The organism is Polaromonas sp. Polasp52 (genome assembly GCF_059491565.1).
The window spans coordinates 95023-116564 of the sequence record NZ_CP168513.1; the positions used below are offsets into that span (position 1 = coordinate 95023).

A 21542-nucleotide genomic window follows, 5' to 3' on the forward strand; every position below is an offset into this window, starting at 1 on the left:
ATGAGCAGCGCGTCCCCCATCAGCCTTCGGGCCCAGGCCTACGAAAGTTTCCAGCAGCAGATCGTCGACGCCAACATACGGCCCGGGCAGTTCGTCTCGCAGCGCGAACTCATGCAGCTGCTGGGCATGCCGCTGGGCGCGGTGCGCGAGCTGATCCCGCGGCTGGAAGCCGAGGGCCTGGTCAAGACCGTGCCGCAGCGCGGCCTGCAGGTGGCCCATGTGGACCTCAAGCTGATCAACAACGCCTTCCAGCTGCGCGGCCTGCTCGAGCGCGAGGCCGCCAGCCGCTTCGTCACCACGGTGTCCGACGCCGACCTCGCCGCGATTGAGCAGGCGCACCTCAACATCGTGAAGCGCGCGCGCAAAAAGGCCATCGACGACGCGCTGCTCGAAGACGCCACCACGGTGGACTGGGGCCTGCACGACCTCATGATAGACACGCTGGGCAACGAGCTGATTTCCGAGGTCTACCGCATCAACAGCCTGCGGGTGCGCCTGATCAAGCTCGAAGCCTCCTCCCTTTCCCCGGATGTGCTGATTCCCGCGATGGAAGAGCACCTCTGGTTCATCGATGCCCTCAAGCGACGCGACCCACAAGCCGTGGTCGACCGCCTGAGCCATCACATCGAGAGCGCGCACAGACGCGTGCTCGGCCTGCCGCGGCCCGCAATGCCGTGGTCTCTGGAGATCCCTGAATGACGAGTTCCTTTCCCGCCGCCGAAAATTCCTTCCGCGGCATCTGGCCCGCCCTGCTGACGCCGCTGACGGCCGGCCTGGACATAGACCACGCCAAGTTCGCCGCCCATTGCAAGGCGCTGATCGCCAGCGGCTGCCCCGGCGTGACGGCTTTCGGCACCACGGGCGAAGGCCCGTCTTTTTCGCTGGCCGAACGCAAGGAGGCGATAGAGCAGCTCATCAAGAACGGCATTCCCGCCAAGCAGATCATGGTCTCGACCAGCTGCGCCGCCCTGCCCGAAACCCTGGAGCTCACGCGCCACGCCGTGAAAGCCGGCGTGCACGGCTGCCTGATGCTGCCGCCGTTTTTCCTCAAGGGCGTGTCGGACCAGGGCGTCATCGACAGCTACCGCTATGTCATCGACGGCATGGCCGGCACGCCCTTCAAGCTTTACCTGTACCACATCCCCCAGGTCACGGGCGTGCCGCTGTCGCACCACGTGATCGCCACGCTCAAGAAGCAATACCCGGACACCATCGTCGGCATCAAGGACAGCGCCTGCAGCACAGAACATTCGGTGGGCCTGGCCAATGCCTTCATGAAGGACATGACGGTTTACGTAGGTTTTGAACCCGACCTGCCCGAGATGGGCAAGCGCGGCAGCACCGGCGCCATCAGCGGCGTGGCCAACTTCATGCCGCGCCTGGTCAAGCGCCTGGTGACCGAACCCGCGGCGCCGGCAACGCCCGCCGAGCGCGAGCGCGTGATCAAGCTGATAGGCCTGCTGGACGGCTACTCGTTGATGCCCGCGCTCAAGGGCATCATGGCCATGCTGAGCGGCGATGCCGCCTGGCTGCGCGTGCGCGCGCCGCTGGTGGCCTTGACCGCCGACGAATACAAGGCGCTGGAAAAAACCATCAGCGCTTTCGGGATTGATACAAAATCCGAGTGACTGCCGAACGCCGACCCGGGGCCTGAGCCCAACAACGATTGACCTAAAAAAGGAGACAACCATGAAGACTTCCCTCTCGTCCACCCTTCGCCGCACCCTTTTGGCCGCGGCTTCCGCCACCTTGCTGATGGGCGCGCTGCTGCCTGCGGCCCAGGCCCAGAACAAGATGGTGCTGCGCGTATCCACCCCGGCCGTGCCCGACGACTGGCACGCCAAGATGTGGACGGTCTTCAAGGACAACCTCGAAAAAAGCGCGCCCGGCGAATTCGACGTGCAGATCAACCTGAACGCCTCGCTGTTCAAACAGGGCACGGAGCCGACCGCCATGGCGCGCGGCAACCTCGAGCTCTCCTCGATCTCGGCCTTCGACATCGCCAAGCTGGTGCCCGAGTTCTCCATCTTCACCGCCGGCTACATCGTGCGCGACCCGGACCACCAGCAAAAGGTGTTTTCCGGCCCCATAGGCACCGAGATGTTCAAGACCGTCTCGGAGAAGATGGAAGTGACGCCGCTGTCCACCGTCTACCTCGGCACGCGCCAGGTCAACCTGCGCGAGGCCCACAACGTCAAGGTGCCGGCCGACCTCAAGGGCATCAAGCTGCGCATGCCGGGCTCCAAGGAATGGCTGTTCCTCGGCGAAGCGCTGGGCGCCACGCCCACGCCGCTGGCTTTCGGCGAGGTCTACCTGGGCCTGAAGACCGGCACCATAGACGGCCAGGACAACCCCCTGCCCTCGGTGCGCGCCGCCAAGTTTTATGAAGTCACCAAACAGATCGTCATGACCAGCCACCTGGTGGACGGCATCTTCATCTCGATTTCCAACAAGGCCTGGAACGCCATGAGCCCGGCGCAAAAGACCAAGGTCAAGGCGGCGGCCCAAGCGGCGGCGGTCTACAACAACGAAAACCGCATCAAGGAAGAAGGCCAGCTGGTTGACTTCTTCAAGAAGGAAGGCCTGCAGGTCACCACACCGGACGTGGACGCCTTCCGAAAGACCGTGCAGACCACTTACCTGAACTCCGAATACGCCAAGGTCTGGCCCAAGGGCTTGCTTGAGCGCATCAACGCGACCAAATAAGTCCCGCGGCAAACACCACAACGCCCATGAAAAGCTGGCCCCAAAAGGCCGCCAATGTGATTGGCGGCGGACTCTTTCTGACCCTGTTCATCGTGTTCGTGATCCAGATCACGGCGCGTTTTTTCTTCGGCAAGCCCCTGGCCTGGACCGACGAGGCCGCCGTGATCCTTTATGTCTGGGTCATTCTGTGGGCCGCCGCCGTGGTCGTGCCTGAGCGTGAGCACGTGGTGTTCGACCTGCTGTGGAACAACGCGCCCTACCGTGTCCGCCAGGCCATGGCCATTGTCGGCAACCTGCTGGTCGGCGGCCTCGCGGCCTGGGGCATCCCGGGCTGCTGGGACTATGTGCACTTCATGGCTCGCGAGGGAACGCCCGTGCTGGGCGTGTCTTTCCAATGGGTTTTCATGCCTTTTGTGCTGCTGCTCGCCGCCCTGGCGGTGCGCTCGGCCTGGGCGATCTGGAACGCGATCCGTGGCAAGGGTCTTGAAGCGGAGTTGCGCATATGACAAGCGGTATCTGGATATTGGTTGGGGTGCTGGCGGGCGGCATGCTGCTGCGCATGCCCATCGGTTTTTCGATGATCGCGGCCGGCATTGGCTACCTCGTGGCCAAGGGCCAGGACGTGGGCCTGGTGGCCGAGCAGATCGGCAACGGCCTCTACAACAGCTATGTGCTGCTGGCCGTGCCGCTGTTTGTGTTCGCCGCCAACATCATGAACGCGGGCACGGTCAGTGAACGGATCTTCGATTTCTGCCGCATCCTGGTGGGCCGCATGCGCGGCGGGCTGGCACAGGTGGACATCCTGGTCAGCGTGATCTTCTCGGGCATGAGCGGCAGCGCGATCGCCGATGCCGCCGGCCCCGGCCTGGTCACGATTCGCCAGATGCTCAAGAAACCCGAGTACACGCGCGGCTTTGCCGGCGCCGTGGTGGTGGCCAGCGCCACGCTGGGGCCCATCATTCCGCCGTCCATCCCGATGGTGATTTACGCGCTGGTCTCGGGCGCCTCGGTGGGTGCGCTGTTTCTGGGTGGCGTGGTGCCGGGCTTTCTGATGGCCGGCCTCATGATGGGCGTGGTCGCGGTCATTGCCAAGAAGCGCAACATGCCGCGCGACGAGCCCGTGCCGCGCTCGGAATGGGCCGGTCTGATCTTCCGCGGCGCGCTGCCGCTGTCCATGCCCATCGTGCTGCTGGGCGGCATCTACTCGGGCATCTTCACGCCGACCGAAGCGGCCGCCGTGGCGGCGCTGCATGCGCTCATCCTCGCGGCCCTGGTGTTCCGGGCCCTGACCTGGCGCAGTTTCTGGGGCGTGGTGATGGAATCCACGCGCGCCAGCGCGGTGATCACCATGATCCTGGCCGGCTCCTTCATGCTCAACTACGCCTTCACCGCCGAGGGCGTGCCGCAGTCCATGGCCATGTGGGTCGACAGCATGCATTTCTCGCAGATCGGCTTTTTGCTGATGGTGAACGTCATGTTCCTGGTGCTGGGCTGCTTCCTTGACGTTTCGGTGCTGCTGCTGGTCTTTGTGCCCATGCTGCTGCCCGCGGCCAAGCTGCTGGGCGTGGACCTGGTGCACTTCGGCGTGCTGGTGGTGCTCAACATGATGATAGGCCTGATCCACCCGCCCTTCGGCATGCTGCTGTTCGTAACCAAGGCGCTGACCGGCATTCCCATCGGCGAGATGATGAAGGAAGGCTGGCCCTTCCTGGTCATGCTGCTGCTCCTGCTGCTGGCCATGACCTGCTTCCCGCAGATCGTGCTCTGGCTGCCGCAAACCATGGGCTATGGAGCGAAGTGATTCCCCCCCGAAGCGCCCGCGGCGCTCCGTGCAACGGCCAGAGGCCGAAGCTCTTCGTTGCCGTCCAAGCCTGCGCAGGCAGGCTTGGAGCCGCGGCCCTCAGCCCCTCGAGGGGGCGACTCCTGCGGCCCGGCAAAGCCGGTTCCGCGGCGTCTGCTTGCTTGCATCGCGCCAGGCGTGGGCTCCGCTTTTTCACCTGGACGCCGCGATATGAACGCTGATGTCGTCTGCGTCGCGAGCTGGAACGCCGACCTGATCTCCAAGGTGGCGCGGCCGATTGCCCGCGGCGAGACGCTGATGGCCGGCGACTTCAGCATCAGCCCGGGCGGCAAGGGCAGCAATGCCGCGGTGGCCGCCGCGCGCCAGGGCGCGCGCGTGGCGCTGCTGGCCCGCATAGGCGAGGACGACTTCGGCCGCATGGGCATGGATCTCTGGCATGCCGAAGGCATAGACACCTCGCATGTCGAGCAGGTAGCCGGCGAGCGCAGCGGCGTCGCGCAAATCCTGGTCTATGAAGACGGCGACAACAGCATTGCCGTCTACCCCGGCGCCGGCAGCGGCCTGGGCGCGCGCCATGCGCAGGCCGCGGCCGCGCTGCTGGCGGGCTGCCGCGTCGTGATGGCTTCCTGCGAAGTGCCGGCCGAGGCCGCGCTGCAGGCCTTTGCCCTGGCCCGCGCGGCCGGCGCCCTGACCGTGCTCAATCCCGCGCCCGCGCGGCCGCTGAGTGATGAGATGCTTGCGCTGGTCGACGTGCTCACGCCCAACGAGAGCGAACTCCTTTTATTGGCCGGCCAGGCACACGCCGGCTCGACCGACCAGGCCGCCGCGCGCCTGCTGGAGCGCGGCGCCCGCGCCGTGCTGGTCACGCTGGGCGCGGCCGGCTGCCGCCTCTACCAGGCCGGCCAGGCGCCGCATTCGATACCGGGCCGCCCAATGGCCGTGCGCGACACCATAGGCGCGGGCGACACCTTCACCGGCGCGCTCGCGGCCGCGCTGGCCCGCGGCGAAGCGCTGCCCGTAGCCATGCAATGGGCCAACGCGGCGGCCGCGCTCTCGGTGACGCGCCACGGCGCCATAGACGGCATTCCGCGGCTGGCCGATGTGGCCGCGCTGCTGGGCTGAAACCACCACGGCCTTTTTCACGGCCTTTTTGCCCGTCGCGCTGTAGGCCCAAGGCCGCTTTACCGGATATTTACGCGCCTCTTTCGGGCCGTATACCTGCGCCCATGGGCTAGCAGTGATAATTCCTGAGCGCTGTATGAACAGGCCTTCAGGGCTTGGCGAACAGCCTCATCAAACACAAAAAATGCCGCCTCCACCTGGTGGGCGGCGGGCACCCAAGGACAGCCGATGGACCCGAAAGCCGAAACGCCGCAGACCGGCGCCGCAACCCCTCCCCGCAAGCGCATCAGCCGCCGCGCGTCCATCATAGGCAGCGTGATCGCCGTGATCACCCTGGCCGGCATAGGCTGGCTGGCCTGGCATTTGACCCACCCCTCCGCCGACGCCACCGCCGGCGGGTTTGCCGGTGGCCGGCGCGGCGCGCCGGCCACCACGGTCGGCGTGGCCACCGCCGAACGCGCCAGCATCCCGATTGTTCTGGAAGCCCTGGGCACCGTCACGCCGCAGGCCAGCGTCAGGGTCACGCCCCAGGTCTCGGGCGTGATGCAGAAAGTGCTGTTCAAGGAAGGCCAGATGGTCAAGGCCGGCGAGCTGCTGGCCACCATAGACCCGCGCCAGTTTGAAATGGCGCTGATGCAGGCCACCGGCCAGCGCCAGCGCGACGAGGCCCAGCTCGACAGCGCGCGCGTGCAGCTGCAGCGCTACAGGACCCTGCTGGAGCAGGACTCCATCGCCCGCCAGGACGTCGACACCCAGGCCGCGCTGGTCAAGCAGCTCGAAGGCACGGTCGTCGTCGACAAGGCCAATGAGGGCACGGCACGGCTCAACCTCGGCTACACGCGCGTGGTCGCGCCGGTGAGCGGCCGCGTCGGCCTGCGTGCCGTGGACGTGGGCAATGTGGTGAGCAGCGGCGACGCCAACGGCATCGCGCTGATCACCCAGATCACGCCCATAGACGTCGTCTTCGCGATTCCGCAGGACCAGGTCGGCGAGCTGCAGCAAAACGCCGCCAGGGGCATCGCCATGCAGGTCACCGCGCTCGACAGGACGCGCGCCGTCACGCTGGACACCGGCAGTTTCGCCTCGCTCGACAACCAGGTCGACATCACCACCGGCACCGTGAAGGCCAAGGCCCGCTTTGCCAACAGCGAGTTCAAGCTCTACCCCAGCCAGTTCGTCAACGTGCGCCTGCAGGTGCGCACCATAGACAATGCCATCGTGGTGCCGGTGACGGCCGTGCGCATGGGCAGCAGCGGCGAGTATGTCTATGTGGTCAATGCCAAGGAGCGCACCGTCTCGCTCAGGCCCATCAAGCGCGGCCAGGCTACCGTCGACAAGGTCGTGATCGCCTCCGGCCTGGAGGTGGGCGAGCGCGTCATCACCGAAGGCGCGGACCGGCTCAAGGACGGCGCCTCCGTGGTCCTGCCCGGCGATCCTCCCGGCGGCGGGGGACGCGGCCCCGGGGGCGGCGGCGGCAAGCGCCAGCGCGGCGCGGCTTCCGCGCCGGGCGCCGGGGCTTCCGCGCCCGCGGCGGGTGCCTCGGCCCCGGTCGCGGCCGCCGCTGAAGGCCCGACCCCGGAACAGCGCAAACGCATGCTGGACCAGGTCAAGGACGACCCGGAAGCCCTGGAACGCCGCCAGCGCTTTCTCGCGGCCATAGACGCCGGCGACCCCGCCGCGCTCGAACGCTGGCGCAGCATGAGGGAAAAACGCCAGGGCGGCGAACGCTCGCGCAGTGAAAAATAGGGATCTCGCCGCATGAGTCCCTCACGCCCGTTTATCCTGCGCCCGGTCGCCACCTCGCTGCTGATGGTGGCCATCGTGCTGGCCGGCCTCGTGGGTTTCAAGTTCTTGCCGCTCTCGGCCCTGCCGCAGGTCGACTACCCGACCATCCAGGTGCAGACGCTTTACCCCGGCGCCAGCCCCGAGGTCATGGCCCAGACCGTGACCGCACCGCTGGAGCGCCAGTTCGGCCAGATGTCCGGGCTGCAGCGGCTGAGCTCCACCAGCGCGGCGGGCGTTTCCATCGTCACGCTGCAGTTCGGCCTGGGGCTGACGCTGGACGTGGCCGAGCAGGAAGTGCAGGCTGCCATCAACGCCGGCGGCTCGCTGCTGCCCGCCGACCTGCCCGCCCCGCCCGTGTACGCCAAGGTCAACCCGGCCGACGCGCCGGTGCTCACGCTGGCCATCACCTCCGACACGCTGCCGCTCACCGAGGTGCAGAACATCGTCAATACGCGGCTGGCGCTCAAGATCAGCCAGGTCAACGGCGTGGGCCTGGTATCGCTGAGCGGCGGGCAGCGCCCCGCCGTGCGCATACAGGCCGACACGCGCGCCCTGGCCTCCTACGGCCTGGGCCTGGATTCGCTGCGCACCGCCATCAGCGCCGCCAACGCCAACGGCGCCAAGGGCAGCATTGACGGGCCCACGCGCTCCTACTCCATCAATTCCAACGACCAACTGGTCGCCGCCAGCGACTACCAGCGCCTGGTCATCGCCTACCGCAATGGCGCGGCCATCCGCGTGTCGGACGTCGCGCAGGTGGTCGACAGCGCCGAGAACATCAAGCTCGGCGCATGGAGCGGCCTGAAGCCGGCCATCATTCTCAACGTGCAGCGCCAGCCCGGCGCCAATGTGATCGCCACGGTGGACGCCATCAAGGCGCGCCTGCCCGAGCTGCAGGCCGGCCTGCCCACCGCGCTCAATGTCGATGTGCTGAGCGACCGCACCACCGGCATACGCGCCTCGGTGCTGCATGTCGAAATCGAGCTCGTGCTGGCCGTGCTGCTGGTGGTACTGGTGATTTTTGCGTTTTTGCACAGCCTGCGCGCCACCGTGATCGCCAGCCTGGCCGTGCCCATCTCGCTGATCGGCACCTGCGGCGCCATGTACTTGCTGGGCTACAGCCTGAACAACCTGAGCCTGATGGCCTTGACCATCGCCACCGGCTTTGTGGTCGACGACGCCATCGTGATGATAGAAAACATCTCGCGCTACATCGAGGAGGGCGAGGCGCCCATGGCCGCGGCCCTCAAGGGCGCGACGCAGATCGGCTTCACCATCATCTCGCTGACGGTCTCGCTGATCGCCGTGCTGATCCCGCTGCTTTTCATGGGCGACGTGGTGGGCCGGCTGTTCCGCGAGTTCGCCGTCACGCTGGCCATCACCATCCTGATCTCCGCTGTGGTTTCGCTGACCCTGGTGCCCATGATGTCGGCACGCTGGCTCACGCGCCACCCCGAGGGCGAGCCGGAAGGCGGCAAATTCGGCCTGTATATGCAGCGCTTCTTCGACAAGGTCATCCACCACTACGACCGCTGGCTCACCTGGGTGCTCAAGCGCCAGGGCCTGACCCTGCTGGTGGCGCTGGCCACGCTGCTGCTCACGGTGCTGCTCTATGTGCTGATCCCCAAGGGCCTGTTCCCCACGCAGGACACCGGCCAGCTGCAGGCCCGCATCGAGACCGCGCAGTCGGTGTCCTATGCCCGCATGGCCGGGCTGCAGCAAGCGGCGGCCAAAGCCATCCTCGAAGACCCTGACGTTGAAACGCTGAGCTCCTTCATAGGCGTGGACGCGGCCAACAACACCATGCTGCACACCGGCCGCATGCTGATCAACCTCAAGTCCAGCCGCAGCGGCAGCCAGCAGGAGACCATGGACAGGCTCAAGGAGCGCGTCGGCCAGGTGGCCGGCGTGACGCTGTACCTGCAGCCGACGCAGGACTTGACGATTGACGCCGAGACCGGCCCCACGCAGTTCCGCGTCTCGCTCGAGGGCTCGGACAACGCCACGGTGGTGCTCTGGGCCAACAAGCTCGCCGAACGCATGCGCCAGCTGCCCGGCGTGCGCAACGTGGCCTCCGATGCCGGCTCCAGCGGCGCCTCGGCCTACATCAACGTGGACCGCGACACCGCCTCGCGCCTGGCGGTCACCACCTCGGCCATAGACGACGCGCTCTACAGCGCCTTCGGCCAGCGCATCGTCTCCACCATCTTCACCGAGACCAACCAGTACCGCGTGATCCTTGAAGCCATGCCGGACCCGCTGGCCACGCCCGCCTCGCTGGGCGCGCTGCGGCTCAAGACCGGCTCGGGCAGCACCACGCCGCTGTCGGCGATCGCCACCATACGCGAGCAGCCCGCGCCGCTGCAGATCACCCGCGTGGCCCAGTACCCGGCCACGACCCTGGGCTTTGACACCGCGCCCGGCACCTCCCTGGGCCGCGCCGTCGACGAGATCCGCCAGGCCGCCAAGGACGTGGGCCTGCCCGGCAGCGTGACCCTGAGCTTCCTGGGCGCGGCCGGCGCCTACCAGGCCTCGCTGTCCAACCAGCTGTGGCTGATCCTGGCCGCCGTGATTTGCGTTTACATCGTGTTGGGCGTGCTCTATGAAAGTTATATCCACCCGCTGACGATCCTCTCCACCCTGCCCTCGGCCGGCGTGGGCGCGCTGCTGGCCCTCATGCTCAGCGGCTCCGACCTGGGGGTCATAGGCATCATAGGCATCATCCTGCTGATAGGCATCGTGAAGAAAAACGCCATCATGATGATCGACTTCGCCATCGACGCCGAACGCAACGAAGGCAAGTCCCCCCAGGAAGCGATCCACCAGGCGGCCCTGCTGCGCTTCAGGCCCATCCTCATGACCACGCTGGCCGCGCTGTTTGCCGCCGTGCCGCTGATGCTGGGGTTTGGTGAGGGCGCCGAGCTGCGGCAGCCGCTGGGGTTGTCGATTTTTGGCGGGCTGATTGTCAGCCAGATGCTCACGCTGTTTACCACGCCCGTCATCTATCTGGGGTTTGACCGCCTGGGGCGGAGGTTTGGACGCAAGAAAGAGGTTCTTGCATGAGGGCCTTTCCCTCATTCTCCCGTTTTCAAGGTTTTTGTTCTTTGCAAAGGCCTGCTGGCCGGGGGTTGCCCGGCGGCAACTCACTTTTCTTTGCTTCGCCAAAGAAAAGTAAGCAAAAGAAAGGCGACCCTGGTTCCTGCGTCCCCTGCGCTTCGCTCCGGGGCAACCTGCGGTGCTCGGTCCAGACGGGGTCAAAAACAACTCGCTTCGCTCAAACAAGTTTTTGCCCTGATCCGTCTGGCCCTGCGCTCCTCGGCGCATCCACAAGGGGGTGGGGACAAAAATACCAAACAGCCGAATACCAATACCGAATACCTGAAGAAACAAGGACACGCCTTGGCGTGTCCTTGTTTGTCTTTGTCCCCGCTCCCGATTGCCCCGTCCTGGCTGGGCCGAGGAGCGCAGAGACAAGCGGATCAGGGCCGGCGTTGTCTGAGCGAAGCGAGTTTAGCCGGACCCCGCTTGGCTCGAGCACCGCAGGTTGCCCGAAGCGAAGCGTAGGGACCCAGACTGCGGGTCGCCTTTTCTTTGGTGACTTTCTTTTGGCGAAGCAAAAGAAAGTTACTTGCCGCCGGGCAACCCCCGGCCAGCAACACTCAGCAAAGAGAGCACCCGTTAGAACAAACAAAGGCTTGGATACGCTCAGCAAGGGCGGGGGAGGAGCCACCCCATGAACCTCTCCGAACCTTTTGTCCGCCGCCCGGTAGCAACAGTCCTATTAACCATAGGCCTGGCCCTCGCCGGCATAGGCGCCTTCTTCGTATTGCCGGTCTCCCCCCTGCCGCAGGTCGACTTCCCGGTGATCTCGGTCAGCGCCACCTTGCCGGGCGCCAGCCCCTCGACCATGGCCAGCAGTGTGGCCACGCCGCTGGAGCGGCGGCTGGGCATCATCGCGGGGGTCAATGAAATGACCTCCTCGAGCGGCAGCGGCTCGACGCGCATCAGCCTGCAGTTCGACCTCAACCGCAAAATCGATTCAGCCGCGCGCGAGGTGCAGGCCGCCATCAATGCCTCGCGGGCCGACCTGCCGGCCAGCCTGCGCAGCAACCCGACCTACCGCAAGGCCAACCCGGCCTCGGCGCCCGTCATCATCCTGGCGCTGACCTCCAAGACGCGTTCGCCGGGCCAGATCTATGACGAGGTCTCCAACCTGGTGCAGCAAAAAATCGCCCAGGTGCCGGGCGTGGGCGACGTGGAGCTCGGCGGCGGTTCGCTGCCCGCGGTGCGGGTGGAGCTCAACCCCTTCGCGCTGAACCGCTATGGCGTGGCCGCCGAAGACGTGCGCGCGGCGCTGCAGGCCTCCAACGCCAACCGGCCGCGCGGCGCCATCGAGGGCAACGGCCAACGCTTCCAGATTTACACCGGCGCCAACACCGCCAGCGGCGGGCGCCGCGCTGCCGACTACCAGGACCTGGTCGTGGCCTGGCGCAACAACGCGGCCATACGCCTGCGCGATGTGGCCGAGGTGCAGGACGGTGTGGAGAACACCAACACGCTGGGCCTGTTCAACGGCGAGCCGGCCGTGATCGTGCTGGTCACGCGCCAGCCGGCCGCCAACGTGATTGAAACCGTGGACGGCGTGCGCGACCTGCTGCCCGAGCTGCAGGCCCAGCTGCCGCAGGACGTGCGCCTGCAGGTCGCCTCCGACAGCACCAACTCGATACGCTCCTCGCTGCATGAAATCGAGCTCACGCTGATCATCTCCATCGTGCTGGTGGTGCTGGTCGTCAGCGCTTTTTTGCGCAGCGCGCGCGCCACCATCATCCCGGCGGTGGCGACCGTGGCCTCGCTGCTGGGCACCTTCGGCGTGATGTACCTGATGGGTTTTTCCCTCAACAACCTGAGCCTGATGGCGCTCACTGTCGCCACCGGCTTTGTGGTCGACGACGCCATCGTGGTGCTGGAGAACACCAGCCGCCACATCGAAGCCGGCATGGACCGATTCAAGGCCGCGTTGCTGGGCGCGCGCGAGGTGGGCTTTACCGTGCTGTCCATCAGCCTGTCGCTGGTGGCGGTGTTCATCCCCCTGCTCTTCATGGGCGGGCAGATAGGCCGGCTGTTCCGCGAATTCGCCGTCACGCTGTCGGCCGCCGTGCTGATCTCGCTGCTGATCTCGTTGACCACCACACCCATGATGTGCGCCTGGTTGCTCAAACCCGACGCGCACAGCAAGCCGCCGGGCCGTATTGCGCGCTGGTTTGAACGCGCCTTCAACCGTGTGCACCGCAGCTATGAGACCAGCCTGGACTGGGCGCTGCACAGCAAGCTGCTGGTGATGCTGATCCTGGCGGCCGTGGTGGGCCTCAATGTCTACCTGTACGTGAAAGCGCCCAAGGGCTTTTTCCCGCAGCAGGACACCGGCCAGATCAACGGCGGCCTGCGCGCCGACCGCAGCATCTCCTTCCAGGCGCTGCAGGGCAAGCTCAGGCAGCTGGTCGAGATCATCCGCGCCGATCCGGCGGTGGACACCGTGGTCGGCTTTACCGGCGGCTCGCGCGCCGGCGGCGGCTTCATGTTCATCAACCTCAAGCCGGTCGGCCAACGCAAGGAAGGCGGCCAGGCCGTGATCACGCGGCTGCGCCCGCAGCTCGCGCAGGTGACGGGCGTGAGCCTTTTCCTCAACACCGTGCAGGACCTGCGCGGCGGCGGGCGCCAGACCAACTCCACCTACCAGTACACCCTCAAGAGCGACAACGCGGCCGACCTGAGCCTGTGGGCCACGCGCCTGGCCGAGCGCATGAAAACCCAGGAAGCGCTGACCGACGTGGACACCGACCAGCAGGAAAACGGCGTAGAGACCATGGTCACCGTCGACAAGGAAAGCGCCGCGCGCCTGGGCATCAGCTCGCGCGACGTGGACAACGCGCTCTACGACGGCTTCGGCCAGCGCCAGGTCGCCACGATTTACGCCGAGCTCAACCAGTACCACGTGATCATGGAGGTCGCGCCGCGCTACACGCGCAGCCCCGAGTCGCTCAAGGACATTTATGTGCCGGCCAAAAATGCCGGGGGCGGCACGGGCAGCACCACCAGTACCAGCGCGGCAAGCACCACAACAACCGCCACCAGGTCTACCGCGGGCACGGCCGCCAGCACGGGCACATCCAGCACCTCGGCCGCCACCATAAGCGGCGGTACAACAACAACCAGCAGCATGCCCAGCATCAGCGCCAACCCGGGCCTGCGCGACGCCTCCAGCGGCAATGTGCTGAGCACCGCACCCAGCACCATGGTGCCGCTGTCGGCGATCGCGCGTTTCAGCGAGAACCCGACGGCCGCCTCCATCAGCCATGAGGACGGCGAACTCTCGACCACCATCTCCTACAACCTGGCCGAGGGCTTCACGCTGAGCGACGCCGAGGCAGCGGTGCGCCAGTCCGAAGCCGACATACGCCTGCCCACCAATGTGCGCGGCAGCTTTTCCGGCACGGCGCTCAGCGCCCAGCAATCGCAGGGCCAGCAGCCGCTGCTGATCCTGGCCGCGCTGGTGGTGATCTACATCGTGCTGGGCATCCTCTACGAAAGCCTGATCCATCCCATCACCGTGCTCTCCACCCTGCCCTCGGCCGGCGTGGGCGCGGTGCTCGCGCTGCTGATGTTCAAGCTGGACTTTTCCATCATCGCGCTGATAGGCATCTTCCTGCTGATAGGCATCGTCAAGAAAAACGCCATCCTGATCATCGACTTCGCGCTCGAGGCCGAACGCGCGCGCGGCATTTCTGCGCTGGAGGCGGTGCGCGAAGCCTGTTTGCTGCGTTTTCGCCCCATCCTGATGACCACGCTGGCCGCCATCCTGGGCGCGCTGCCGCTGGCCATAGGCTTTGGCGAAGGCGCCGAGCTGCGCCGGCCGCTGGGCATCGCCATCATCGGCGGACTGATCGCGAGCCAGCTGCTCACGCTGCTGACCACGCCGGTGGTCTATGTGCTGATGGACAAGCTGCGCCGCCGCAGCCCTCTTGAGCGCCAGCTCAGCCGCCATCCCGGCGAGGCCGATGCCGCGCCGCAGGCGTAATCATGGACAAACCGAGCCCACGGTCTTTCTCTTGCTCCTTCCCCCTTTGGGGGAAGGCAGGGATGGGGGCCGCGCGGCCGCCAATTTACAGCCGGCCATTCCATCAAGCGCAGCAGGCCCCCATCCCAGCCTTCCCCCAAAGGGGGAAGGAGTAAATCCCTCTCTTCGGCATGCAAAACCAAGCCAGCTCTAACGCCAGGATGTTCGCCAGGTCCCTTCGCCGGGAAATGACCGACGGCGAGCGGCTGTTATGGCAGCGCTTGCGCGGAGAACAACTGGGCATCAAGTTCAGGCGCCAGCATCCGGTTGGATCGTACGTGGCTGACTTTGCCTGCCTGGCTCCCCTGCTGATTGTGGAAGTAGACGGATCGCAGCATGCCGACCAGCAGGCCTACGACGTGAAGCGTGATGCTTATTTCAAGTCTCTCGGATTTGACGTGCTGCGCTTCCCAGCCAATCTGCCGTTCTCCGATTTGACAGCCATGGTCCAGGCGATACACAACCGCGTGGCCGAGCTGGCAGCGGCGGCCCCCATCCCAGCCTTCCCCCAAAAGGGCAAGGAGCAAGAGTGACTGAGAAGGTCAAAAAACTATGCATCACACACTGAAATCCCATCGCTACATCCTGGCGGCCGTGCTCACCCTGCTCGCCACCGGCTGCGCCGTCGGCCCAGACTACAAACGGCCCACCACCGCCGAAGTCACAAATTTCAAGGAAGCCGAAGGCTGGGTGCCGGCCGCGCCGGCCGATGCGCTGGAGCGCGGCCCGTGGTGGAGCCTCTTCAAGGACCCGGTGCTGGACCAGCTGCAGTCGCGCGTCGACGTCTCCAACCAGAATGTCGCGCTGGCCGTGGCCGCCTATGCCCAGGCGCGCGCGCTGGTGCGCGAGCAGCGCGCCTCGCTGTTCCCTACAGTCACGCTGGACGCCGGCGCCACGCGTTCGCGCGCCAGCGGCAACGTCACGACAGGCAGCACCGGCCGGGTCGGCAACAACTACCAGCTCAGCATAGGCGGCAGCTGGGAGCCCGATGTCTGGGGCCGGCTGGGCCGCGCGGTGGACAGTGCCACGGCCGGTGAACAGGCCAGCGCCGCCGATCTGGCCTCGGCCAAGCTCTCGGCCCAGGGCGAACTCGCGGCCAATTATTTTTCGCTGCGCCAGACCGACGCGCAGAAAGCCTTGCTGGAAACCACGCTGGCCGGCTACCAGCGCGCGCTCGAAATCACGCAAAACCGCTACAAGGCCGGCATCGCCGCCAAGACCGACGTGCTGCAGGCGCAAACCACGCTGGCCAACGCCCAGGCCGACAATGCCGGCCTGCAGCGTACGCGCGCGCAGCTTGAACACGCGATCGCCGTGCTGGTCGGCGAAGCGCCCGCCAATTTCAGCCTGCCGACGGCCGCCTGGAACCCGCTGGTGCCCGAAGTGCCGCTGGGCGTGCCCTCGGCCCTGCTGCAGCGCCGGCCCGACATCGCCGCGGCAGAGCGCCGCGTGGCTTCGGCCAATGAACAGATAGGCATCGCCAAAAGCGCCTACTTCCCCAGCCTGTCGCTGAACGCCTCGGCCGGCACCGGCGCCAGCCGCGTGGCCGATTTGTTCAAGGCCTCAAGCAGCGTCTGGTCCCTGGGACTGTCGGCCGCGCAACTGATTTTTGACGCCGGCGCCACGGGCGCCCGCGTGGACGGCGCGCGGGCTGGTCATGAACAGGCCGTGGCCCGCTACCGCCAGACCGTGCTGGTCGCCTTCCAGGACGTGGAAGACCAGCTCTCCGCCACCCGCGTGCTGCAAACCCAACAAGAACTGCGCCGCCAGGCTTCAGAGGCCGCCGACCAGGTCGAGCAGCAAGTGCTCAACCGCTACCGCAGCGGCCAGGTCGGCTACACCGAAGTCATCACCGCCCAGGCCACGGCCCTGAGCGCGCGCCGCGCCCTGGTGCAGGCCATGGCCGACCGCCAGACCACGGCTGTCGCGCTGATCCAATCATTGGGGGGCGGCTGGCAGGTCAAACAATAGCCTGCCGCGCGCCAAAGCCGCGTTTATGCGCCGGACACCAACGCCGGGCTCGCGGGGGAACAGCTAAGGCCGCCGCAACCTCGGATGACGTCCGTGGGCAAAGCCTGCGGCATGCCCACCACCCCCGTCACCGGGTCATAACCGATACCGCGCAGGTGCAGGGCCAGAGCGGCATCCATGGTTTGCGCATGCTGCGGAAACCACAGGGCCAGTTCCCGGGCCATATGGCGCACGGACATGAAATCCCCGGCCTGGGCCATCAACAGGCCTTCCCGCATGACCTGCAGCACCACCTTGTGCTGCACGGTATGGCAGTTGGAAGCCGAAAACCGCGTGTCCAGCATCCAGCGGTCTTCGCGGCTGAAGTGCTCGTCGGTGTGCTCCACCAGCGTGCGCCAGTGGCCGGCCAGCGCCTCGTCCGCCGCGTTTTCCACCTGCGCCAGCAGCTCGACAAACTCCCGGTGCGTGTCATCCATCAGGGGTAGTCCGAGCACAAGGGCTTCAGACCATTGAAGATTCGGCATGTGTGTGCTTCCAGCATTGCAATGCCCCAGCGTAAGCCAGGGCATGCCGCAAAGACTTGATCCAGGTCATGGAGCGCGCATTCACGGTGGCAAGCCGTGTTTTGGCGCTAGTGCGGTTTCCCATCACGCATCGGCAGTTTGCTTTGGTGCAGCGCCGACAAGAAAAACCGCGCCGCCTCGCTCAGCGGCCTGTCCTTGCGCGTGATGCTGCCGAAGGCTTCCATCTTGTGGCGGATAAAGCAGGGCAGGATGACCAGCAGGCCGTGGCGCGCATAGGTGTCGGCAATCGACTGCGGCATCACGCCGACCATCTCGGTCTCGGCGATCAGGTTGGTGGTGGTCAGGATGGAGGCCGTCTCTATCAGGCCCTTGGGTGAAGGCGCCTGCAGCATGCGGAACTCCTGCTCCAGCACCTCGCGCATGGGGCTGCCGGTGGGCTGCAGAATCCAGCCGTAGCCCAGCAAGTCGGCGAACTTCACGGCTTTCTTTTTGGCCAGCGGGTGCCGCACACCGACAACCAGGGCCAGGGCCTCGTTCTCCAGCGGCGTGAAACTGTAGTCGGCGCGGTGCTCGTCGCGTATGCGGCCAATGGCGACGTCGAGCACGCCCTCGCGCAGCAATTCAAACAACCGGTCGCTGGTGTCCATCGTGACGTCGACCGACAGCAGCGGATAGGCTTTTTTGAGCGCGATGATGGCCTGCGTGAGCAGATTGGGCGAAGGCGCCATGATGCTGCCGACCGAGACCCGGCCCGTGCCGCCCAGCTCCAGCTCTGCCAGTTCGCGCGTCATCGACTCCACCGAGCCGCGCATGCCGCGGAAGTAGCGCAGCACGCTGGCGCCGGCCGGCGTGAGTTTTTGCCCCCGGCCCACACGCTCGAACAGGCGCTGGCCCAGCGCGGACTCAAGCTCCTGGATCATCTTGGTGGCGGCCGGCTGCGTCATGCCGAGTTCGGCCGAGGCCTTGCGCAGCGTGCCGTGTTCGCCCACGGCCAGGATCAGCGCAACCTGGCGCATGCGCAGGCGATTCAGCAGTTGGGGAATCGATGAGGAGCTACGGGGCGTGGCGAGCATGGCGGGCCTCCAGGGGGCGTTAATTTCAATTGATCACCTTAGGTTATCAAATAATCAGGGATTTTCAATTTACGTTAAGTGTCGCCATCCCTACCATCAGGGCATTCGTTCCAGCTTTCCCGCGCCTTTCCCACAACAATGACCCGGAGACAAAGACAATGCCCCGCCTGAAATCCCTCAAATTCCTCCCCGCCCTGCTGGCGGCCGCCTGCGCTTTGGCGGCCGCCTCCCCCGCCCTGGCACAGGCGCAGGAATGGCCCGCCAAGCCGCTGCGCATCCTGGTGGGCTCGGCCCCGGGCGGCGGCACCGACGCCATGGCCCGCGCCGTGGCCGACCGGCTGGGCCCGCTGCTCAAGCAGCCCGTGGTGGTCGAAAACCGCCCCGGCGCCTCCAACACCCTGGCGGCCGACCTCACGGCCAAGTCCACCGACGGCCACACCCTGTTGATGGGCGTCTCGACCGCGCACGCGATCGCGCCGCATTTGCTCAAGCTGGGCTATGACAACAACAAGGACCTGGTGCCCGTGGTCTTTGTGGGCGCGGTGCCCAATGTGCTGGTGGTCAACAACGCGCTGCCGGTCGACTCCGTCCAGGCGCTGGTCAAGCTGGCCAAAAGCAAACCGGGCCAGCTCAATTACGCAACCAGCGGCTCGGGCAGCACCCAGCACATCGCGGCCGAACTCTTCAAGGACCAGGCCGGCGTCTTCATCACCCACATCCCCTACCGCGGCAGCGGCCCGGCGCTGATAGACCTGGTGGCCGGCCAGGTGCAGCTGAGTTTTGACACCATGCCCTCGGTCATAGGCCAGATCAAAAACGGCCGCATCAAGCCCCTGGCGGTAGCCAGCGCCAAACGCAACCCGCAACTGCCCAATGTGCCCACCATGGCCGAAGCCGGCCTCAAGGGCGTGGAGATGAGTGCCTGGTACGGCATCTACATGCCGGCTTCCACACCCAAGGCGGTGCAGGAGCGTGTCTATACCGAAGTGAGCAAGGTGCTGGCCATGCCCGAAACGCAAACCCGCCTGGGTGCCATAGGCGCGGACCTGACGCCCATGACGCAGGCCCAGTTCGCGCAGTTCCACGCCGATGAAAACAAGCGTTATGGTGAGCTGATCGCCCGGAAAAACATCAAACTCGACTGACGGAATCAAACCATGAGCAACACGCAAACGCCGCCCGCAGCCCTGCCCGTGGTCGCCCTCACACTGGGCGATGCGGCCGGCATAGGCCCGGAACTGGTTGCCCGGCTGCTGGCCCAGCCCGGCATCACGGCCGGCGCCAACATCGTGCTGGTGGGTGACGACTGGCTCTGGCAGCAAGGCCAGGCCACGGCCAAACAGGCTGTGGCGACACAAGCCGTCACCAGCCTGGCCGATGTGCGCGGCCGCGCCGACACCCGCCTGCCGGCTTTCCTGGCCATAGACACGATTCAACCCACCCAGGTGCAGCGCGGCCAGGCGCAGGCCGCCTGCGGCGCGGCCGTGCTGCAGGTGCTCAACCTCTGCATGGACGGCGCCAAACGCGGCGAGGTCGATGCGATCTGCTTCGCGCCGCTCAACAAGCAGGCCATGAAGCTGGGCGGCCTCAAGCATGAAGACGAGCTGCACCACTTCGCCGAATACCTGGGCGTGACCGGCTACTTCTGCGAGTTCAACACCCTGGGCGACTTGTGGACCTCGCGTGTCTCGTCCCACATTCCGCTGAAAGACGCGGCGGCCATGCTGAGCCAGCAGCGCATCGTGGACGCGGCAAAGCTGATTTATGCCTCGCTGCAAGCCAGCGGCAACGCCCATCCCAAAGTCGCGGTGGCGGCTTTTAACCCGCATGGCGGCGACGGCGGTGTCTGCGGGCGTGAAGAGATCGACATCATCGAGCCGGCCGTGGCCGAGCTGCGCGCGGCCGGCGTGCCGGTGGACGGCCCCTTCCCGGCCGACACCATCTTTCTGAAAGCGCGCGACGGGCTCTACCAGGCCATCGTCACCATGTACCACGACCAGGGCCAGATCGCGATCAAGCTCATGGGTTTCAGCAAGGGCGTGACGGTGCAGGGCGGCCTGCCGGTGCCTATCACCACGCCGGCCCACGGCACGGCCTACGACATTGCGGGCCAGGGCGTGGCCGACGTCAACGCCACGCTCAATGCTTTCAAGATTGCCCAGCGCATGGGAGTACGCCTGACGGCGCCTCCCCAAGGGGAGTAAACGGCTCACCCCTCCCCAACCCGCCCCTTCCAGGGGAGGGCTCGAAAGACTCACCTCAAAGGACCTCAAATGAAAATCAAATCCGTACGCGCCCGCGTCTTCGAATGGAAAGGCAAGACCGTTCCACCCCAGGGCAATTTCTGCTCCAACGCCATGGACCTGGTCTACTCCAACACCGAGACCATGAGCACCTTCCGCTTCCATTCCTGGACGGTGGTGGAGATTGAAACCGACGACGGCATCGTCGGCCTGGGCAACGTCGCGCTGGCGCCGCACATCGCCAAAGCCATCATCGACCAGTACCTCACGCCGCTGGTGCTGGGCCAGGACCCCTGGGACTATGAATACCTGTGGCAGCGCATGTACCGCGCCACACATGCCTGGGGCCGCAAGGGTGTGGCCATGGCCGCGATCTCGGCGGTGGACATCGCGATCTGGGACATTCTGGGCAAGTCGGTGGGCAAGCCGGTGTTCAAGCTGCTGGGCGGCCGCACCAAGGAAAAAATTCCCTGCTACTACTCCAAGCTCTACCGCACCGACATCAAGGCCATGCAGGACGAGGCGCAGAAATACCTGGACCAGGGCTTCACCATGTTCAAGTCGCGCTTCGGCTACGGACCGGCGCATGGCACCAAAGGCGTGGCGGAAAATTTGAAGGCCGTCGAGGCGCTGCGCGAAGTGATCGGCTACGACAACGACCTGATGCTCGAGTGCTACATGGGCTGGAACCTCGAATACGCCAAGCGCATGCTGCCCAAGCTCGAGAAATTCCAGCCGCGCTGGGTCGAGGAACCCGTGATCGCCGACGATATCGACGGCTATGCCGAATTGAACCAGCTGACCAGCATCCCGATCTCGGGCGGCGAGCATGAGTTCAGCCTCTACGGCTTCAAGCAGCTGCTCGACAAAAAAGCCGTGTCCGTCGTGCAGTACGACACCAACCGCGTGGGCGGCATCACGGCCGCGCACAAGATCAACGCGCTGTGCGAGGCCTACAGCGTGCCGGTGGTGCCGCATGCCGGCCAGATGCACAACTACCACCTGACCATGAGCACGCTGGCCTCGCCCATGAGCGAATATTTCCCGATGTTCGACGTGGAAGTCGGCAACGAGCTGTTCTATTACATCTTCGATGGCGAGCCCGTGGCCGAGAATGGCTTCCTGCAGCTCGATGACAACAAGCCCGGCCTGGGCCTGACCATGAAGACCGAGTTCCTCAAAGACTTCAACATCGTCGAATGA

16 protein-coding genes are annotated in these 21542 nt (G+C 65.9%); 14 read left to right on the forward strand and 2 right to left on the reverse strand.

Going from position 1 to position 21542, the window contains the following annotated elements; all coding sequences use genetic code 11:
• The 11 genes from ACEN9P_RS00480 to ACEN9P_RS00530 all read left to right on the forward strand — a co-directional run bounded on the left by ACEN9P_RS00480 (position 1) and on the right by ACEN9P_RS00530 (position 16499).
• Entirely contained in the window at positions 1 to 699 is a 699-nt protein-coding gene (locus ACEN9P_RS00480) for a GntR family transcriptional regulator (protein WP_495620785.1), read from the forward strand.
• A complete protein-coding gene (locus ACEN9P_RS00485) occupies positions 696 to 1628 on the forward strand; it encodes a dihydrodipicolinate synthase family protein (RefSeq protein WP_495620786.1) in 933 nt (310 codons plus the stop codon). Before ACEN9P_RS00480 ends, ACEN9P_RS00485 begins: the two co-directional genes overlap by 4 nt.
• A gap of 61 nt (positions 1629 to 1689) precedes the next feature.
• On the forward strand, positions 1690 to 2706 hold the full coding sequence (locus ACEN9P_RS00490) for a sialic acid TRAP transporter substrate-binding protein SiaP (protein WP_495620787.1): 1017 nt from the start codon (positions 1690 to 1692) through the stop codon (positions 2704 to 2706).
• Between the two features lie 26 nt (positions 2707 to 2732).
• A complete protein-coding gene (locus ACEN9P_RS00495) occupies positions 2733 to 3212 on the forward strand; it encodes a TRAP transporter small permease (protein ID WP_495620788.1) in 480 nt (159 codons plus the stop codon).
• Positions 3209 to 4507 (forward strand): TRAP transporter large permease, encoded by a 1299-nt coding sequence (locus ACEN9P_RS00500; protein WP_413330753.1) that lies wholly within the window; start codon positions 3209 to 3211, stop codon positions 4505 to 4507. Before ACEN9P_RS00495 ends, ACEN9P_RS00500 begins: the two co-directional genes overlap by 4 nt.
• Positions 4508 to 4717: 210 nt before the next feature.
• A complete protein-coding gene (locus ACEN9P_RS00505; protein ID WP_495620789.1) occupies positions 4718 to 5629 on the forward strand; it encodes a ribokinase in 912 nt (303 codons plus the stop codon).
• A gap of 228 nt (positions 5630 to 5857) precedes the next feature.
• A complete protein-coding gene (locus tag ACEN9P_RS00510; protein WP_495620790.1) occupies positions 5858 to 7375 on the forward strand; it encodes an efflux RND transporter periplasmic adaptor subunit in 1518 nt (505 codons plus the stop codon).
• Between the two features lie 12 nt (positions 7376 to 7387).
• A complete protein-coding gene (locus tag ACEN9P_RS00515) occupies positions 7388 to 10477 on the forward strand; it encodes an efflux RND transporter permease subunit (protein ID WP_477662063.1) in 3090 nt (1029 codons plus the stop codon).
• Between the two features lie 670 nt (positions 10478 to 11147).
• Entirely contained in the window at positions 11148 to 14489 is a 3342-nt protein-coding gene (locus ACEN9P_RS00520) for an efflux RND transporter permease subunit (RefSeq protein ID WP_495620791.1), read from the forward strand.
• Positions 14490 to 14659: 170 nt separating this feature from the next.
• Positions 14660 to 15061: an endonuclease domain-containing protein gene (locus ACEN9P_RS00525; RefSeq protein ID WP_495620792.1), complete on the forward strand. Its 402-nt coding sequence runs from the start codon at positions 14660 to 14662 to the stop codon at positions 15059 to 15061.
• Between the two features lie 19 nt (positions 15062 to 15080).
• Positions 15081 to 16499, forward strand: a complete 1419-nt coding sequence (locus ACEN9P_RS00530) for an efflux transporter outer membrane subunit (RefSeq protein WP_495620793.1) — start codon at positions 15081 to 15083, stop codon at positions 16497 to 16499.
• A gap of 23 nt (positions 16500 to 16522) precedes the next feature.
• Here ACEN9P_RS00530 and ACEN9P_RS00535 read toward each other — a convergent pair whose 3' ends face one another.
• Positions 16523 to 17023: a hemerythrin domain-containing protein gene (locus tag ACEN9P_RS00535; RefSeq protein WP_495620794.1), complete on the reverse strand. Its 501-nt coding sequence runs from the start codon at positions 17021 to 17023 to the stop codon at positions 16523 to 16525.
• A gap of 107 nt (positions 17024 to 17130) precedes the next feature.
• Positions 17131 to 18096, reverse strand: a complete 966-nt coding sequence (locus ACEN9P_RS00540) for a LysR family transcriptional regulator (protein ID WP_477662059.1) — start codon at positions 18094 to 18096, stop codon at positions 17131 to 17133.
• Between the two features lie 158 nt (positions 18097 to 18254).
• Here ACEN9P_RS00540 and ACEN9P_RS00545 point away from each other — a divergent pair, with 158 nt between their 5' ends.
• The 3 genes from ACEN9P_RS00545 to ACEN9P_RS00555 all read left to right on the forward strand — a co-directional run bounded on the left by ACEN9P_RS00545 (position 18255) and on the right by ACEN9P_RS00555 (position 21542).
• Entirely contained in the window at positions 18255 to 19241 is a 987-nt protein-coding gene (locus ACEN9P_RS00545; protein WP_495620795.1) for a Bug family tripartite tricarboxylate transporter substrate binding protein, read from the forward strand.
• 12 nt (positions 19242 to 19253) lie between these two features.
• Entirely contained in the window at positions 19254 to 20300 is a 1047-nt protein-coding gene (locus tag ACEN9P_RS00550; RefSeq protein WP_495620796.1) for a 4-hydroxythreonine-4-phosphate dehydrogenase PdxA, read from the forward strand.
• Between the two features lie 69 nt (positions 20301 to 20369).
• The gene (locus tag ACEN9P_RS00555) at positions 20370 to 21542 is read left to right on the forward strand and encodes an L-rhamnonate dehydratase (RefSeq protein ID WP_477662056.1); all 1173 of its coding nucleotides are present in this window, start codon (positions 20370 to 20372) and stop codon (positions 21540 to 21542) included.

Excerpts from the sequence above, each read along its gene's own strand:
- ACEN9P_RS00480 (WP_495620785.1), top strand. The coding sequence starts at position 1 with ATGAGCAGCGCGTCCCCCATCAGCCTTCGGGCCCAGGCCTACGAAAGT.
- ACEN9P_RS00485 (WP_495620786.1), top strand. The coding sequence starts at position 696 with ATGACGAGTTCCTTTCCCGCCGCCGAAAATTCCTTCCGCGGCATCTGG.
- ACEN9P_RS00490 (WP_495620787.1), top strand. The coding sequence starts at position 1,690 with ATGAAGACTTCCCTCTCGTCCACCCTTCGCCGCACCCTTTTGGCCGCG.
- ACEN9P_RS00495 (WP_495620788.1), top strand. The coding sequence starts at position 2,733 with ATGAAAAGCTGGCCCCAAAAGGCCGCCAATGTGATTGGCGGCGGACTC.
- ACEN9P_RS00500 (WP_413330753.1), top strand. The coding sequence starts at position 3,209 with ATGACAAGCGGTATCTGGATATTGGTTGGGGTGCTGGCGGGCGGCATG.
- ACEN9P_RS00505 (WP_495620789.1), top strand. The coding sequence starts at position 4,718 with ATGAACGCTGATGTCGTCTGCGTCGCGAGCTGGAACGCCGACCTGATC.
- ACEN9P_RS00510 (WP_495620790.1), top strand. The coding sequence starts at position 5,858 with ATGGACCCGAAAGCCGAAACGCCGCAGACCGGCGCCGCAACCCCTCCC.
- ACEN9P_RS00515 (WP_477662063.1), top strand. The coding sequence starts at position 7,388 with ATGAGTCCCTCACGCCCGTTTATCCTGCGCCCGGTCGCCACCTCGCTG.
- ACEN9P_RS00520 (WP_495620791.1), top strand. The coding sequence starts at position 11,148 with ATGAACCTCTCCGAACCTTTTGTCCGCCGCCCGGTAGCAACAGTCCTA.
- ACEN9P_RS00525 (WP_495620792.1), top strand. The coding sequence starts at position 14,660 with ATGCAAAACCAAGCCAGCTCTAACGCCAGGATGTTCGCCAGGTCCCTT.
- ACEN9P_RS00530 (WP_495620793.1), top strand. The coding sequence starts at position 15,081 with ATGCATCACACACTGAAATCCCATCGCTACATCCTGGCGGCCGTGCTC.
- ACEN9P_RS00535 (WP_495620794.1), bottom strand. The coding sequence starts at position 17,023 with ATGCCGAATCTTCAATGGTCTGAAGCCCTTGTGCTCGGACTACCCCTG.
- ACEN9P_RS00540 (WP_477662059.1), bottom strand. The coding sequence starts at position 18,096 with ATGCTCGCCACGCCCCGTAGCTCCTCATCGATTCCCCAACTGCTGAAT.
- ACEN9P_RS00545 (WP_495620795.1), top strand. The coding sequence starts at position 18,255 with ATGCCCCGCCTGAAATCCCTCAAATTCCTCCCCGCCCTGCTGGCGGCC.
- ACEN9P_RS00550 (WP_495620796.1), top strand. The coding sequence starts at position 19,254 with ATGAGCAACACGCAAACGCCGCCCGCAGCCCTGCCCGTGGTCGCCCTC.
- ACEN9P_RS00555 (WP_477662056.1), top strand. The coding sequence starts at position 20,370 with ATGAAAATCAAATCCGTACGCGCCCGCGTCTTCGAATGGAAAGGCAAG.